The organism is Pseudoalteromonas citrea, assembly GCF_000238375.3.
Lineage (GTDB): Bacteria > Pseudomonadota > Gammaproteobacteria > Enterobacterales > Alteromonadaceae > Pseudoalteromonas > Pseudoalteromonas citrea.
Window position 1 is genome coordinate 37,381 of record NZ_AHBZ03000012.1, and the last position, 17,580, is coordinate 54,960.

Consider the following 17,580-nt stretch of genomic DNA (forward strand, 5'->3'; position numbering starts at 1 on the left):
AAACGCGTAAAATAGTGCCTATATTTTGCTGTTCACGCTATTACTATGATAAAAAATGCACAAATCCATTTCAACGAGATGGGTACGCCCGTCGCCGATAACTTTGACGACGTCTACTTTTCAAACGATGATGGACTCGCCGAGTCTCATTATGTCTTTTTTACTCAAAATAATATAGCAGAGCGATTGCAAAAACATGACCAATCTCACTTTATAATTGCAGAAACAGGATTTGGTACAGGGTTAAACTTTTTAAATGCATGGCAACAGTTTAATAATCGCCCAGCAGATAGCACAGTAAAAAAGCTTCACTTTATTTCATTTGAAAAGTTTCCGATTAAACATGAAGAGTTAGCGAAAGCCTTGGCCGCATGGCCATCACTTAACCTGCAGGCAAAAGCTTTATGCGATAGTTACCCTGTGGCGCTTGCTGGCTGCCATCGCATAGAGTTTGAACAAGGCCAAGTAGTACTAGATCTATGGTTTGGTGACGTGCATGACTCTCTGCCTCAGCTGAGCTACCAATCACAGGGTATTGTTGATGCGTGGTTCTTAGATGGCTTCGCCCCCAGTAAAAACCCAGATATGTGGCAACAGAGCTTATTTAATGCCATGGCCAACTTATCACGCGATAACGCAACATTTGCTACCTTCACTGCCGCAGGCTTTGTTCGTAGGGGTTTACAAGAGGCTGGCTTTAACTGTAAAAAAGTCAAAGGCTTTGGCCGTAAACGTGAAATGGTGGTTGGTACACTCGACAAAGCCAACGGCCATGAAACAACCCCCCCTTATTATTACCATGCTCCCCGCTCACTGGAGCAAGTCGCAATCATTGGTGGAGGCATAGCCAGTAGTTGTTTATTATTTCAATTGGCTAAACGAGGAAAACACGCCACTTTATTTTGCCAAGATGATAAATTGGCTCAAGGCGCATCCCACAACCGACAAGGTGCTGTTTACCCGAACCTGCAAGCCGATAACTCCCCCCCCAGTGAACTGTACGCACATACCTTTTTATATGCACGTCGTTTTTATGATCAAATATCCGCGCAAGGTCATCATTTTAGCCATGATTGGTGTGGTGTATTATTGCAAGCATTTAATGACAGTAAAGCAGAGCAACACGGCAACTTGGTGAAAAAAGCCCAGTGGCCAACCGCATTAATTAAGCCCGTTACACACTCACAAGCATCCGATATCGCGGGTGTAAACCTGCCCTATTCAGGTCTTTATATCGAACAGGCTGGTTGGGTTGAACCCGCCGAGTTAACCAACGCCATTTTTAATGCCGCACAAGATCTCGCGCCGACTCAAAGCCATTTTAATACTGATATCACTCAATTAGAAAAAACACAGGCTGGCTGGTACTTACATACTGAAACGACAAAACATGGCCCTTTCACAGATGTTTTTGTCTGTGCAGGGGAACACAGTGACCGATTTACGCAAATGGCCGATATTCATATTCATGGTGTTAGAGGCCAAGTATCTCATATAGAACAAGGGGCTGAGTCAAGTAAACTCAAAACCGTACTGTGTCACAAAGGCTATTTTACACCCAGCCACAATGGCGAACATTGTATGGGTGCCACATTTGACAAAAACACCAAAAGCCGTGCCATAAAGCCACAAGACAACGATACCAACCGAGCACAACTGATGAAGTTTTACCAAGACAGTGCTTTTGCACAAAGCCTTGGTGAGATTAACAGTGAAAAAGCAGCCGTTCGTTGCTGTTTTAGCGATCATGTGCCCATGCTCGGGCAAGTGCCAGAGCAACAAGACCTCATTGAAGCCTATCGCAACCTGACTAATGGGAAGCAATATGGGTTTGGTAAACCAAGTGTTCCGCATCAAGGGTTACATGTGCTAACCGGTTTTGGAGCAAGAGGGCTGTGTACTGCGCCCCTCACAACCGAGCACCTAGTTGCGAGCCTATGTAATGAACCTAGGCCACTGAGTGAACGCACTCATCAAGTGATACACCCAAACAGGTTTATCGTCAGAGATCTTATTCGCAACAAAATTGGTGTGTAACACCATAAATACGGCTTCAGTGCTGTAAACATATAGAACAAAAAACCGCATTTTAAATGCGGTTTTTTGTTACTTAAGACTTGGCTATTTGAATGATAACTCGGCGGTTTTTTCGACGCCCGAGCGCATTGTCGTTTGGCTCAACATGGCGCTTTTCACCAAACCCATCTGTGCGTACCTTTTCACTGGGCACCCCCATTTCTTCCATATACCGCTTAATGGTATCTGCCCTTTTTCGTGACAACACCATATTGGTATTTCTACCACCATAGCTATCTGAATACGCAGAAATATAAATAGACTCTATGTTTTCATCGTTTTTCAAATATTCACCGATCATCTCTAAACGCTTTCTTGATGACTTAGTCAACATGCTGGAGTTTTTCTTATAGTTCATCACCGTAAAGGCAATATCTTCAAAGCTGTAAGGCAATAAATTATCTCTGCACTGTAAAAATGCCCAATACATGTCTCTAAAGTTTACCGAAGACAAAGCAACGGAGATCTGATCTGAACTATTTTGCCAATCTTTATAATAAAACGTCGGGTAATTCCCTTTTTCTAATTCCGTCAGCATTTCCCATGCAATGCTGTTATCTAGTTCGCCGTCAAACTTTTTCAAAAGTTGCATCTTACTGATATCTCGAACAGGATTACCGGCTCGCCATGCCGGCGGCACTGACTGTAGCCCAGCAAAGTCATAACTCTCAGGACGTACAACCATATCTAGATTAAATGTAAGATCTTTATTTTTACTCGCAGTAGAGCTGAAAATAGCATCGCCATAATACGGAACCTCGTGATTGAGTTCACAAGATAACCGCGTTGTTTTATCTAAGGTCCAATGAGAGGTGTCTGCGTTGGCACTATATTGCCGCATGGCGGCTTGAGCATCACTTGCAATAGCAAGCAAACAGCCAACGCTGAGTATTAATACATGTAATTTCACAACACAACTCCAAGTTTGCCAAAAAAATGTCGGCTTATGCCTATATCAAAGGTGGCAAATTTAAAAAATAGCTTCACTTAAGTATCCAAGCAATTAGTATGCCTAAAAAATAACGGCATTCATCCCATATAGTTAACATATCAGGCTGCACCTTGTATAATGGCCAGCTTCATATTCAGCAATCAAAAGTATTATGGCAGAAACAGAGCAAACCTTATTTTCACAGCGCTTTCGTGGCTTCTTTCCTGTAGTTATCGACGTAGAAACCGCAGGCTTTAATAAAGATACCGATGCTTTGTTAGAAATTGCAGCATCAGTCTTAAAAATGGATGAGCATGGCGAACTTAGTTTAGATCATACGCTACATTTTCATGTTGAGCCTTTTGAAGGCGCAAACATTGAGCAATCGGCCATCGAGTTTAATGGTATTGACCCATTTTCACCTTTGCGCGGCGCTGTACCAGAAGCCGATGCAATCAAAGAGATCTGCAAAATGGTGCGTAAGGCACAAAAAGCCGCTGGATGCTCTCGTTCTGTTATTGTGGCACACAATGCCGCTTTTGATCATGGCTTTTTAAATGCGGCGATCGAAAGAAATAATATTAAACGTACCCCTTTTCACCCGTTTGTTAGCTTTGATACCACCTCATTAGCTGGGCTGGCCTTAGGCCAAACTGTACTGGCCAAAGCGTGTCGTACCGCTGGTATCGAGTTTGATAATAATCAAGCGCACTCAGCACTATATGATACAGAACGTACCGCTGAACTATTTTGTTATATTGTCAATAAGTGGAAAGCACTTGGTGGCTGGCCGCTGCCACCAGTTGAACCTGAGACAGAAGATGATGAAACAACGGCAAATGAAGAGTAAGCGTTTGCTTACTCTATGAGTCTTTTATTATAAAAGACAAGGACTCTAAAAGTTCATTTCGCTTCTGAGCTTTCATAAAATAGCACCCATAAAAAAGCCGCTAACTTAGCGGCTTTATAACAAGTAACTTCAGTTTTGATTTTACAGGAACTGGCCTAATGCCTTTACTTGGTCAATCATGCGGTTTGAGAAACCCCATTCGTTATCATACCAAGCCATTACTTTTACCAATTTACCATCAGCTTTAGTCTGTGATGAATCAAATACTGATGACGCTGGGTTATGGTTAAAATCAATAGATACAAGCGGTAGTTCGTTGTATTCAAGAATACCAGCCATCGCACCTTCAGCGGCAGCTTTAATCACTTCATTTACTTCAGCAGTCGTCGTATCGCGCTTGGCAATAAACGTTAAATCAACCAGTGATACATTCACAGTAGGGACACGAACAGCCATGCCGTCAAGTTTACCAGCAAGTTCAGGAAGTACTAAACCAACCGCTTTGGCAGCACCAGTCGCTGTAGGGATCATTGACTGAGTAGCACTACGCGCACGGTATAAATCTTTGTGATATACGTCACATAAGTTTTGGTCGTTTGTAAACGCATGAATTGTTGTCATGCTGCCTTGCTCGATACCAATTGCATCGTTTAACGCCTTTGCAACAGGTGCTAAACAGTTAGTCGTACATGAAGCGTTTGAAATAATCGTGCTTGAAGCTGATAACACGTCGCTATTTACACCGTGTACAACCGTTGCATCTAAATCAGTGCCAGGTGCTGATACGATCACTTTTTTAGCACCCGCTTCAATATGCTTTGACGCTGTCTCACGTGATGTAAAAATACCCGTACATTCTAAAACGATATCTACATTAAGTGCTTTCCAAGGTAAGTTCACTGGATCGCGTTCTTGAGTCAGGGTAATTTCGTCATTACCAATGATTAATGTGTTGTCTGCAAGGGTTACTTGCTGGTTAAAACGCCCATGTACAGAATCAAACTGTGTTAGGTGTGCATTAACATTTGCTGGTGCTAAGTCATTAATTGCAACAATTTTAATTTGTTCGTTTTGGCCAGACTCATAAAGCGCGCGTAAAACATTGCGACCGATTCGGCCATAGCCATTAATTGCGATGTTGATCATAACTGAGATTCCCCTTGATTATTTAACTTCACTTGCTTGTTTTGCAAGCGCTTCAATGGCTTGCCAGTCTTTGTTAGCGATGAGTTGCTTATCAAGCATCCACGTACCACCAACACAAATTACGTTTTTAAGCGCCAAATATTTTGGTGCGCTGTCTAGAGAAATTCCGCCCGTAGGGCAAAAAGTCACTTGTGGTAATGGCCCACCAATTGATTTAAGCATGGGCACACCGCCTGCAGCTTCTGCAGGGAAAAACTTCAAAAATTTAAAACCGTGTGACGCTAATTTCATTACTTCACTGGGTGTTGCAGCTCCCGGTAAAAATGGAATATCAGTGCCTTTAGCTAGTGCCAACAATTCATCGTTGACGCCTGGGCTCACCATAAAGTCAGCACCGGCAGCAACAGAGGCTTCAAATGTTGCTTTATCGACCACAGTGCCAGTACCTACATAGGCATCTGGTACTGTTTCTTTCATAATTTTTACCGCTTGTGCTGCTACTGGCGTACGTAATGTTACTTCCAGTGCTTTTAAGCCACCGTTGTATAATGCTTGTGCCAGTGGTGCGGCATCTTCTAAGTTGTCGATAACAACAACTGGCACGACTGGTGCCGATGATAAAATCTGTTCAATACTCATGTTAGTCCTCATACCCAATGCGTTTATTATTGTTCTAGACCAAAGGCACTTGCGCCTAGGTCTGCACTGCTAACAATGTTTCTAAAGCCAGTGAATAGCTCTCGACCAGTACCAAATGTCGCTTCTGGTTCACTCAACAACAATTCGCGTGCTGATAGCTCTTCATCTGACACATGTACAAATAACTCACCTTTTGGTGCATTTAATGTAACCAAATCACCTTCATGAATTTTAGCAATAATGCCACCTTCAACCGCTTCAGGCGCTAAATGAATGGCCGCAGGTACTTTACCTGACGCACCAGACATACGACCATCCGTTACAATGGCAACTTTAAAACCTTGGTCTTGAAGTGTTGCCATCACAGGCGTTAATTTATGAAGTTCAGGCATACCCTTTGCTTTCGGGCCTTGCTCTTTAATGACAGCGATGAAATCTTGATTCAATTCACCATCGGTATACGCTTGTTGCAGCGCTGCCTGTGAGCTAAATACTTTTGCAGGTGCTGTCACTGACTGATGTTTTTCATCTACCGCAGAGACTTTAATAACCGCCTTACCAATGTTACCGGTTAATAGCTGTAAGCCACCTTGCGGGCTAAATGGGTTACTCACTGGACGAAGTACATCTTCATCAAGTGAATTCTCAGGACATGGTACCCACTTAATCTTGCTTGGGCCTGTGCTGTTCGTCATGATTAAGCTTGGGTCAGCTGCAAGCATGGGCTCTTGGGTATACGCATCAAGCCCTTCGCCTACAATGGTTTTCACATCATTATGTAAGTAGCCACCGTCACGCAGTTCTCTCATTAAGAACCCCATACCGCCTGCTGCTTGGAAGTGGTTTACATCCGCAGAACCATTTGGATAAATACGAGTTAGTAACGGTACAACCTCAGACAAATCAGCCATATCTTTCCAGGTAATTTGTACGCCTGCGGCACCAGCCATCGCAACTAAATGAATTGCATGGTTTGTAGAGCCACCCGTTGCCAATAAACCAATTAAGCCATTAATAACGGTTTTTTCACTAACCACATCAGCCAAACAGTTGGCATTTTTGCCATCAATAAGCTGCTCAAGCATTTGTTCAACGGCACTGCCAGTTAAACCATCGCGCAATTCAGTGTAAGGGTTAATGAACGAGCTACCTGGTAAATGTAGGCCCATTATTTCCATCAGCATTTGGTTTGAATTGGCTGTACCATAGAATGTACAAGTACCCGCACTATGATAAGACGCACTCTCAGCTTCAAGTAGTTCTTCTCTGCTTACCAAGCCTTGTGCAAATTTTTGACGAATACGGGCTTTTTCTTTATTTGGGATACCCGACTGCATTGGGCCAGCAGGTAAGAAGTAAACAGGTAAGTGACCAAACGACAATGCACCAATTAATAGCCCTGGGACAATCTTGTCACATACACCTAAACAAAACACGCCATCAAATACATCATGTGATAGTGCAACCGCAGTCGACATTGCAATCACATCACGTGAAAATAACGACAACTCCATACCATCACGGCCTTGTGTTACGCCATCACACATTGCTGGTACGCACCCTGCTACTTGTGCAGTAGAGTCGTATTTTTGCGCAATGTCTTTAATTAGATCAGGGTAATCTTTATAAGGCACATGGGCAGATAACATATCGTTATATGAATTGATAATGCCTAAGTTAGGCTGCTCGTCTACTTTTAGACGATCTTTGTCTGAGCTAGAACATGCTGCCATAACATGAGCAATGTTGCCGCATCCTAGACCTGAGCGTACACGAGTTTGTTTTTTTGCTTGTTGTATACGTGCTAGGTAGGCTTGACGCGTTGCTTTACTGCGTTCGATAACACGTTCGGTGACTTCTTTAATTCGAGGATGCAACATAATTAAATTCGACTCATCTCTATAGTTAGAGGAAAAAGGCTCAGCACATTTAAAGACTCCACTTTAAACACCGTACTGAGCATCTTTTGATTTACCCGTTCAAAGGTACGCTACCAGGTTGTCTCTCACCTCAACCTGACACCGGTGTCACTGTATTAAGCCACGTTCATGACACCGGTGTCAACCTTTGACCTTAAATTTAGATTAAAAAAAGAAAATGACCAAATAATGACCAAACTTAAATTCAGTACAAATATGAACAAAAAATAACTTAAGATGAAATAAATGATAGGACTATGAATAACTTAAAAAACTGACTCGTAAACGAAATTTTACTAATGCTCGTATTTGTCCAGTCACAGACTTTGCCAAACTGGCTACTAGAAAAAATAACAGCGCCGTGACTGAGGCCCTGCTACACAATAATCTAGGGTTTTAACCGCTCACCCCCACGTGGATCCTGAAATGAATTCAGGAAGACAAAGTGCTTAACGATGCATTTTACACACTCTCCGCCTTTATCAACCATCCCCTAAATCAACCCCCTTCGTTACTCTGACGCAGGTCAAAGCACATCCACAATTAACCACCCCGCACCGTCACCACCCCTTCCGTCTCTCTGACGAAGGTCAAAGCCCATCCACAATTAACCAACCAAACAACAACCTCACAATCCGTCCCAACACTCCCACTTTCGTCACCCCACTGCCGTCACCACCAACCGTCTCTCTGACGAAGGTCAGAGCCCATCCACAATTAACCACCCAACCAAACAACAACCTCACAATCCGTCCCAACACTCCCACTTTCGTCACCCCACCGCCATCACCCCCCCCCTCCGTCTCTCTGACGAAGGTCAGAGCCCATCCACAATTAACCAACCAAACAACAACTTCTCAACACTCCCACTTTCGTCACCCCACCGCCGTCACCACCCCATACCGTCACTCTGACGTAGGTCAAAACCCATCCACAATTAACCAACCAAACAACAACCTCACAATCCGTCCCAACACTCCCACTTTCGTCACCCCACCGCCGTCACCATCCCATACCGTCACTCTGACGCAGGTCAGAGCCCATCCACAATTAACCACCCAACCAAACAACAACCTCACAACCCTTCCCAACATTCACACGTTAGTCACCCACCACCGTCACTACCCCTCCGTCTCTCTGACGCAGGTCAGAGTCCACAACTCGCCTCTTGCCCCAAAAACAAAAAAAGCGCCAATTAGGCGCTTTCAAAGTATCACTATGTGTGTCTCGATTAAGTACTAAAATGCTGCGTGATTTTCCCTTCATCTAACTTCACCATATTCGGCGGATAAATACGGGTAAACTGTTTACTATCAAGCGCTATTGTTAGCTCAATGCCCGGATGCATCAGCTCATTCACTTTAATACGGCTCGAATTCACAAGCCGAGCCAGCTTTTGTTTAACAAGTAAAATATTTCGCTGATTACGCTTGTAATGTTGGTTCAACTGTTGCTCATTTAGCTCCAGCTTTTTCAAAAAGGCGTCACGCTTGGCTGTTTTTGGCGACTTATTGGCTTTTATTTTGGCACGCGTTATCTCTACAACCTTATCAGACAAACGTTTTTCGAACGTTTTAAACTCTTCTTGCTTTTCTTTAAGTTCATGCCAATTTTGCGCTATAGATATACGTGTTTTAGTACCTGAAGGTGCACCTAATTCGCCTGTTTCAATGCGTAATGCATTCAACACATTACCACCAATCAGCTTGCCTCTTGGCTTTTCACCTTTACCAATACGAATCAAGCGGCGAGACATTAAATCACAATGCAAAACCTGACGGTCAACTAATAAATCTTGGTTCGTTTCAATATGGCAATACTGCGCATAGCCAACCGACACCGTACGCGCCGCTTTTATATGGCATGAAAAGTCTTCGCCATCGCTGCGTTTTCGGCCTATTGCACCTTGCATAATGGTGATCGCACTGGCACTTTGCAAAATAGATGACTCAACAAAACCAATCACCGTAATATCGCCTGATGCCTTAATACGCATACCATCTTTCACATCACCACTGACAATCACACTGCCATCAAATTCAACATGACCTGTAGTGACATCAACACAGTCATAACACAAGACATCATCGACACGCATACCACGGGGTACAGCTACCGGTACACCTTTGGCGTCAGCAATCAATACATTAGGGTCTTTCGGATGAAGTTTGGTGCCTTCCATCACTTGTAATTCAAAGTTTCGGCCAGGCTTAGGATCGAGGTCATCACCAAAAACGGTAAAACCCTTCTCTCCCAATGTCGCTGGCACACGCTTCATTAACGGGCTACCAGGACTTACAGTAATAATTGCGCCAAGGTCTCGCATATCGACCTTACCGCCATCTTTTGTTTGTGGACTGAGTACTCTGTCCTGCGCTGTCATACACAGGCGCACAAAACGCGCATCAGTGCCATCTTTGGCTCTCACACCGTGGGCAACAATTTCTTCGTAAACCATGCCTGCAGGTTGCTCAAATTGTTTGCCAAGAAACTGTTCTAATACCTCTTGGTTAATGCCCCTTTTTACACCTGCCTCTGCCAATGCTTTAGCCGCTTTTTCTACAGACACAAGTTTACCGCCACTAGCAACCGTGATCCGCGCTTCTGCCATCATATTCGCGTCATCAACTCGGATAGCAATAGACGCATCAATTGCTCTAGCCACAGCCAAAGAGTCTTGATCGCCCACGTCTGTAGAAGAAAATAACTTACCAATATTGGCGTGAATTATTTCACAATCTGCATGTTCAGATTGCTCTAATAACTCAACGAGCTGAGAGGCACTAGCCGGAAAACCCGACTCTATAGGATGAGACAACAAATAGACATAGCCTAAGTCTTCATCAAAACGAAACAACGACATGAACTTTTTCCCAAAGTATGTGCATAGAATTCTTATTCTTATCATGCAAGGTAACAGCACCATTTGAGCACAATGGACCCATAATGTTAAGCAGTAACTGTTACGAATTGCTACAAATTATGAATGATTGTAAATACAACTTGCGTATAATTTGCTTGTTAAATCGCCAACCAGTTCATATTAAATAAGTTATCGGCAAAAGTAGCTTGAGCATTAGCATTACTTTCCGCTATACTGGCCCCACTTCACTGAATGAACATATTCAGGGGCTGATTAGGATTCTTCCTAAACCTTAAAAATCAAGCCTTCCAGAGCATTTCTATCTTAGTGGTACACAGAGTGAGCCACATGCCAGCCTCAAATCGAGGCACATATGAACCCAAAAAACCAAATTGAGCCTAGCTGTTTTGTAGACTCTGACATTGTCCAAAAATCTCTTTTTTCATTTTGTGTACCTTCTCCGAGCTCTCCTTCTCCGAGCTCTCCTTCTCCGAGCTCTCCTTCTCCGAGTTCTCCTTCTCCGAGTTCTCCTTGTGAGGAAAATTTGACTCCAGATTGTTCTCTTTTTAGCAAAAAACCATTTTTTAAATTAGATTCGTTCAAAAAACCATCATCACGAATAATCGATGTCAAAAGGAACAATTATCTTTTTTCTCGAAATGGCACTTATTATCGCCGTTGTTTCCTAAATAATTGAACTTCTTTGGTTTGGTGTGATCAGATCATAAAATGCCTTAACCCATGCCTTGAAATGAAGAAGAAAATTAGGAATTGGTCACAGTACAATCGTGCTTTAGTTCAACGCGGTAACATCAACATTTGGCTAAGTGATAGTGCCATCTCAAAGTGGCAGAATACTGAAAAGCACGGTGGCCGTGGTCGTTCAAATTACTATTCTGATTTAGCAATTGAAACGTGTTTAACCTTAAGGGCCGTATTCCATTTGCCACTCAGGGCCTTAGAAGGGTTTGTAAATTCCTTACTTACTACGATGGATACCTCGCTGCAATCACCGGGTTATAGCTGTTTATGCAAACGCAGTAAAACACTTGATGTGCAATATAGAAAAAGCGCAGGCAAAGGCTTTATAGATATTGTGGTCGATAGCACGGGCCTTAAAGTGTATGGAAATGGTGAATGGCATACAAGAAAACATCGTGCGACTAAGCGCCGAACTTGGCGAAAATGGCACTTGGCCATTGATGCGACAAGTCACGATATTGTGGGTGCTGAGCTGTCGATGGTAAATGTGTCAGATGGTGAAGCCCTTGCCGATTTAATCAGGCCACTGCGTAGGAATATAGACAGAGTCACAGGTGATGGTGCATATGACACACGCAGTTGCTATGAGGAGGTCGCAGCAAAAGGTGCGATTATGCGGGTACCGCCAAGAGAGAATGCCCAATACTGGGAAGAAGGACACCCCAGAAACAATGCCATATTTATGATGCACCAAATAGGGTTAACGCAGTGGAAAATGAATTCAGGGTACCATCTTCGTTCACTTGCCGAGACGGCGATGTATCGTTTTAAACAATTAATGGGTGATAAGCTGAAAAGTCGTCAATTCAATAGTCAGCATACTGAAACGATGATTAAAGTGAAGGCAATAAATAAAATGAATGGGCTAGGTATGCCCAAATATCAGCAACAAAGTTAAAACTGAGAAATTGATTGGTAGTTAGCTATTTGATCAACAAGGCCCTTATTATCTCCGCAAGCGATTCAGTCGTGAAAATCGTCAAAACGACACCAACGTAAAAAAATTGCCGAGCGAAATTAAATTCAGTTTAAGAACCAAAGATTATGCTCAAGCAATTATTGCTGCGAATGCGTTCTCAGAGCTGCTTCTGCGTTTTGATAAACAATTTAAAAGTAAGGATCTAAAGGAGATTCAACAAGTGGTTTTAGTAACTAAAAAAGTAGTTCGTACAGTGTTAAACGGCACAAATGTAAATCAAATTCTGGCGAATATGCCAGTTGAAGATTTTGATGTTGAAGCACTATCTATGTGTGAAGAGAATACAGAAATGGTTACGCTAGAGACCGCCGCACCACCAACTCTGAGATTAGATGCTGAACAACAGTTTACTGAGTTTTTACAAGGTTCAGAAATCATATTTGATGTAAACGGAAAACCTTTTCAAGCTGCTGTGTCAAAAATTGTAAGGCGAAAGCAGTTTATAGGGAGTCTAGCTCAAGCGAGACATAATAGTGATTACCAGAAGGAAAACCAGTTAATAACTGATGCTGGTAAGTTTGTGGATTTCGGTATAGCTGATAAAAGCTATATTAAGCATCAAGAAGAAATAATCGTCCCAACTCTGGAACAGCTACGAAAGATCTATTTACTGGAAGAGTACGGAATCGACATGACACGATGGGAAATAGACCAAAAGTACAGAAATGCTAAGGAAAATGATAGAGCCAAAAAACTTAACGAATCAATTAAAGAGGCTATTTTCTTCTTGGGAGATCGACCCGCAACTCTATGCAAAAGTCGAGATTTTGACAGAATGTTCAAATCTATGCTGAGTGCTCCAAAAGCAAGAGCTAGACATTACAGCTCCCTGACACTTGAAGAAATAGAATCTATTGATTGGTCTCGATCCAAGATTAAAGACAATAAAGGAAAAGAAAGCTTTAAAAACTTGCAACTTTGTCCATCAACTGTCGATAAACATCGTCAAAGAGTAAGACAGTTTTTCACATGGATTATCAAACGCTTTAACGATGAGGATGAAACATTTGATTTAATTCGAGTGAACCCAGTTCAAACTAAAGCAATAAAAAAAGGACATCGTTCAAAGTCTTGGGCAGCTTTCGATGAGGAAGATTTATATCATATTTTCACTCATGAAAATGTTATCCACCCTAAGTACTCATGGCAATTCTGGATACCTATTCTATCAAGAGCAACTGGGGCTCGACCAAATGAAATAGCGCAGTTAAGTAATATCGATGTCTGCCAAGATACGATTACTCTAGAGGGGGACTCCCTCCCTACAACGATACATTACCTAACAATTGATGATGCACTTGCTGGGCAGTCGACAAAAAATGAAGCTAGCCGCCGCCATGTACCGCTTGCCCCCATACTCATAAAATTGGGCTTTATAGATTATGTAGACAAAATACGCCGCACTTCAAAAAAAGGGGACTCTCTTTGGCCATCATTAACACCTGAAAATGGCTACTACACGCCTGCATATAGCAAATGGTTCACAAGAAAGGTGTTAAATGATGCCAATGTTATCAAAAATAGGTTTGATGAAGATAACTGCAAAAAAGTAACATACAGCTTCCGAGCAACTTTTATCACTAGTTTTACAGAACAAAAACTAAACAAATCTCTCCTGCAACAAATTGTGGGGCATCTAGATCAAGACAAAGAAAGAATGACTAATCATTACACGAAAAAGTTTGCAAGAGGTGTTATTTATAAAGAGTTGAGAGAATATAAAATGCCTGACATTAACTATCTATTACAGCTTAAACACAAAGCGAATAAAACAGCCTAATTTATTCCTATGGACTAGGTGAACTAGAGCAAACTTGAGCCGCTAGATTTGATTCAAATAATTAAATCTAGCGGTTTTTTGGAGAAAAAATCTAATATAAATCAAATGACTTGTCGACTTTGGAGTTGCATACTAATTTTCCAACTTGGTTATTAGCTCGACCTGTCAGACTCGAAGGTCTAAATTTAACCTGACTGTCGCATATGCTGACGACTGTCAATAGTAATACCAGATTAACGATTAAACAATTGTGGGATAAAATTGACTGAAGCGAATAAGCTACAAGTTTTTTATCTCTGTTGAATTGCTAGTTTTGTTGGCTTTTTGAGCTCATCAAATAAGTCTAAATACCTAATTTCAAGGTAATCTAAGCTGTCCAAATCAAAGTTAATAAAGTTGGGCCCTTGACCATGTGGCTTAGAGTATAAAAATATGAATGCTCGTTTATCTTTTGACTCTGAAATTTTAGCCAGTCTCTTAGTCACAAGGTTATTAACTGGGTAAGCTTCAATTTGCTCCTCGGATATGAAAAATGAAGGCCTGATATAGTTACTACCCTGCTGCATTTCATTCTTAAAGACAATGCGATAAGTATTTTTGTCCGGTATATGGTTAATATATGCAACTCCCCAATAAATCCGCTCTTCTTTAGGAAGGGCCTCTAGTGGTTGGTTGAAAACACCTTTGAACAACTCTCTATAGCTAATATCCTTTCCACTGATATTTACATAGTGTTCCGACAACATTTCATCTTTTTTGTATCGAATGAACTTGGTTACCAAAGATCTAACAGCATAGTAATTTGAACCAGATTGAAGCTCATGCTCTCCTTGAACGTTAGGCCGACGTGAATGGATTGCTCTCTTTTTGCCTTTATCACGTTCACCTTTTTTCTTTTTGGTAAATTGATTAAGAGGCCTATGTAAATTAAATGTGTCTGACTCTTGATCACTTTTTGCAACTTTAGATGCACTTAGCTCATATTTTGAACCAGCACTAACTTTCGGTTTTTTACCTATGCTCGCATCACACTCTGACGAGTGGTTATAGCTCCGAAAATGTGGTGATTGCTGCATATCTTGCTTTTCAGCATCCATGTTCACGCAGGTAACTTTAGCTACACAAAACTCACTTGGACATTCAAACGAAGATTTGCCAGAAATCACCCCAGCCCAATAAAGATCATAGGCAAGTTCCGCATCAATAATATCATCATATTCATAGCTATAAGCTTCTTCTAACGATGCCAATAAAATTCTCCTTACTCCATTAGGCAACATAACAGTATGTCATGCAGGTTTGTTAGTAATATCCGCCTGCGATTTCACCTTTTAAAGTACCATAAACTTCAAATAGTTCAATCTGCTATGACTGCTACCAATAAGTTTCATGAGCAATACATGGATATTACTGAGAATTCATAATACTAACCCCTCATAAATACGATTTTATTTTTCTGACTCAGTCGATTAACAAGCAATTTGATAAAAGGATATGGATTTACTGACAATTCTCAGTAATAAGGTTACTTATAATATTTTTTAAAAATAAACGACTATGAGCGACCCTTATTCCCTGTGAGATCAATTGGTCGGGTAATCCCCCCCACAAATCAATCTAAACTGTAGAGTCAAATGTAATTTAAAAAGAACAGAATTTATGTTTTTTTTCTTAACCTAGGCGACCTTTTCACTATATGAGTGCGCCAATGCCCCCACTTATCAATGCACTCACAGAATGATTTGATTGCTAGATAATAGCGATAGGCCGTATTCTCAGAGATGATCCAAAACAGTTCTTCGTCAAGATACCAAATGATGTGCTTAAGACGCACCTTATATGGTTTCACACCGAATTTTTGATATATCAATTTACAGACTGCTACTGTAACTCCACCCAATTTAGTACAGCTCTTTTGTAGAATTTTATGCAGCCTCAAGATAACCAATTGGTGTCATATCACCAAGTGAATCATGGGGTCGTTCATAATTATAAATATCTAACCATTCATCTGTGATTTCACGTACTTCTTGTAGTGACTCAAACAAGTATAAATCTAGCACTTCTTCACGGTAACTTCGGTTAAACCTTTCCACAAAGCCATTTTGATAAGGGCTACCAGGTTTTATAAACTCTAGCTTAATACTGTTTTCCATCGCCCACGTTTCAAGCATAGTGGAAGTAAACTCTGGGCCATTATCTACCCTAATTTGTTTTGGTTTGCCGCGCCAAGCAATGATCTGTTTTAGTGTCCTAATTACTCTCTCAGCCGTTAAACTGGTATCAACTTCAATCGCTAATGCTTGTCGATTGAAGTCATCGAGTACATTCAATGTTCTGAACCGATGTCCATAGCTTAATGCATCACTCATAAAGTCCATTGACCAAGATTCATTATGTTGCAGTGGGGCACTTAATGGTTCTGGCGTTCTCGTTGGTACACGGCGTTTTCCTTTACGTCTTAAGTTGAGTTTAAGCATGTTGTAAACACGTTCAACACGCTTCTTATTCCAAGGTTTACCCTTGTTGCGAAGCCTTTTAAATAGTTTGGGCAGCCCCCACCTTTGGTGACGTTCGATCAATGCTAGCAATGCGTCGATAACTTCATCATCTGATGGCCGTTTATGTTTGTAATAAAAAACTGAGCGGCTTAATCCAGCCACTTCACAAGCAAATGCGACGCTGACGTTAAATTGAGTTCTCAAATGCTCAACCCAAGCTCTGCGTCTACTTGTCTTTACAGCTTTTTTGCAATGATATCCTCAAGCATCGAGTGCTTTAAGCTCAGCGTTGCAAACATATCTTTTAGCTTACGATCTTCTTCTTCAAGTTCTTTAAGGCGTTTAACATCAGACGCTTCCATACCACCATATTTTGAGCGCCATTTGTAAAATGTGCTTTGGCCGATGCCATGTTTACGGCAAATTTCAGGCACTGGAATACCTGATTCAGCTTCTTTGATCATGCTGACAATTTGAGTTTCGGTGAACTTACTTTTTCTCATCGTAAATTTTCCTATTTTAGTTAATGGAAAATTCTACTTATGAACTGTTTCATTTTTTGGGGGAGTTACACTTACATTTAGCTTGTTGGGAAAACTCGATCGTAATCGATGAAGAGATACAGATTGATCAAAACCAATTAACCACAACACGTATGAAGTATTTAAAAGCGCACTACTAACAAACAAAAAAGGCGACCCAAAGGTCGCCTTCAATGCCAAATTTTATCAGCTTTTGGTTGCTGTTTATCTTGTTCCAAACGCTTTTAGCGGTGTCTGGCTGCCGCCTCGTGTTATCAAATTAAACGAGAATCCAACAATCGTCGAAGCTAATGCGACAACTAACTGTATGTGCACATAATAACTATTTTTAGGAGTTTTCCCCTTTAAAAGGAAAGCTTTAAAGGGTTGTTTCAACTAATAGAATATTTATTGGTGTTGTAGCGCCGAGTCCATTCGGCGAACACCATTCATCCTTGAATTTTCGTTTTGATTTGCTTGTTGCTTTGGGGTGTGAGTCGTTCCAACGACTCAAGCTAGTTTTGCGTATAAACAAAGTTAATCAAGGAAGATTCTAGGTGAGATTTTAAACTCCAGAGTGACGCAGCATCCATGCTGCTAAATCGGATTATTT

General features: G+C 41.5%; 14 protein-coding genes. 4 read left to right on the plus strand and 10 right to left on the minus strand.

What is annotated here, in order from left to right:
• Positions 1-45 precede the first annotated feature (45 nt).
• On the plus strand, positions 46-2,037 hold the full coding sequence (gene mnmC / locus PCIT_RS00255; RefSeq protein ID WP_010367191.1) for a bifunctional tRNA (5-methylaminomethyl-2-thiouridine)(34)-methyltransferase MnmC2/FAD-dependent 5-carboxymethylaminomethyl-2-thiouridine(34) oxidoreductase MnmC1: 1,992 nt from the start codon (positions 46-48) through the stop codon (positions 2,035-2,037).
• Positions 2,038-2,110: 73 nt separating this feature from the next.
• Here mnmC and PCIT_RS00260 read toward each other — a convergent pair whose 3' ends face one another.
• Positions 2,111-2,986, minus strand: a complete 876-nt coding sequence (locus PCIT_RS00260) for a flagellar protein MotY (RefSeq protein ID WP_010367193.1) — start codon at positions 2,984-2,986, stop codon at positions 2,111-2,113.
• 193 nt (positions 2,987-3,179) lie between these two features.
• Here PCIT_RS00260 and rnt point away from each other — a divergent pair, with 193 nt between their 5' ends.
• A complete protein-coding gene (gene rnt / locus PCIT_RS00265) occupies positions 3,180-3,857 on the plus strand; it encodes a ribonuclease T (protein ID WP_010367196.1) in 678 nt (225 codons plus the stop codon).
• A gap of 141 nt (positions 3,858-3,998) precedes the next feature.
• On the opposite strand, the gene gap is transcribed toward rnt, so the two are convergent.
• From gap to PCIT_RS00300, 7 genes are all read right to left on the minus strand, one after another.
• Positions 3,999-5,003, minus strand: coding sequence for a type I glyceraldehyde-3-phosphate dehydrogenase (gene gap, locus PCIT_RS00270; RefSeq protein ID WP_010367197.1), 1,005 nt, complete (start codon positions 5,001-5,003; stop codon positions 3,999-4,001).
• Positions 5,004-5,021: 18 nt separating this feature from the next.
• Positions 5,022-5,642 (minus strand): bifunctional 4-hydroxy-2-oxoglutarate aldolase/2-dehydro-3-deoxy-phosphogluconate aldolase, encoded by a 621-nt coding sequence (gene eda, locus PCIT_RS00275; protein ID WP_010367200.1) that lies wholly within the window; start codon positions 5,640-5,642, stop codon positions 5,022-5,024.
• A gap of 26 nt (positions 5,643-5,668) precedes the next feature.
• Positions 5,669-7,522: a phosphogluconate dehydratase gene (gene edd / locus PCIT_RS00280; RefSeq protein ID WP_010367202.1), complete on the minus strand. Its 1,854-nt coding sequence runs from the start codon at positions 7,520-7,522 to the stop codon at positions 5,669-5,671.
• Between the two features lie 629 nt (positions 7,523-8,151).
• Entirely contained in the window at positions 8,152-8,337 is a 186-nt protein-coding gene (locus tag PCIT_RS00285; protein WP_192992748.1) for a hypothetical protein, read from the minus strand.
• Between the two features lie 144 nt (positions 8,338-8,481).
• Positions 8,482-8,640, minus strand: coding sequence for a hypothetical protein (locus PCIT_RS00290; RefSeq protein WP_192992749.1), 159 nt, complete (start codon positions 8,638-8,640; stop codon positions 8,482-8,484).
• Between the two features lie 152 nt (positions 8,641-8,792).
• Positions 8,793-10,424: a DUF342 domain-containing protein gene (locus tag PCIT_RS00295; RefSeq protein WP_010367204.1), complete on the minus strand. Its 1,632-nt coding sequence runs from the start codon at positions 10,422-10,424 to the stop codon at positions 8,793-8,795.
• Positions 10,425-10,781: 357 nt separating this feature from the next.
• Positions 10,782-11,027 carry a hypothetical protein gene (locus PCIT_RS00300; protein ID WP_238347979.1) on the minus strand — a complete coding sequence of 82 codons (246 nt, stop codon included), beginning with the start codon at positions 11,025-11,027 and terminating at the stop codon, positions 10,782-10,784.
• 148 nt (positions 11,028-11,175) lie between these two features.
• On the opposite strand from PCIT_RS00300, the gene PCIT_RS00305 reads away from it, so the two are divergent.
• Entirely contained in the window at positions 11,176-12,084 is a 909-nt protein-coding gene (locus PCIT_RS00305) for an IS5 family transposase (RefSeq protein WP_192992750.1), read from the plus strand.
• A 106-nt stretch (positions 12,085-12,190) separates the two neighbouring features.
• On the plus strand, positions 12,191-13,945 hold the full coding sequence (locus PCIT_RS00310; RefSeq protein ID WP_010368152.1) for a site-specific integrase: 1,755 nt from the start codon (positions 12,191-12,193) through the stop codon (positions 13,943-13,945).
• A 290-nt stretch (positions 13,946-14,235) separates the two neighbouring features.
• Here the strand turns inward: PCIT_RS00310 and PCIT_RS00315 are convergent, their stop codons facing one another.
• A complete protein-coding gene (locus tag PCIT_RS00315; protein ID WP_010368150.1) occupies positions 14,236-15,195 on the minus strand; it encodes a hypothetical protein in 960 nt (319 codons plus the stop codon).
• Between the two features lie 675 nt (positions 15,196-15,870).
• Positions 15,871-16,949, minus strand: a protein-coding gene (locus PCIT_RS00320; RefSeq protein WP_192992751.1) for an IS3 family transposase whose coding sequence is annotated in 2 segments (ribosomal slippage) — positions 15,871-16,697 and positions 16,697-16,949 — 1,080 coding nt in all. Because the reading frame shifts where the segments join, the coding sequence is not laid out codon by codon here.
• Positions 16,950-17,580: the final 631 nt, after the last annotated feature.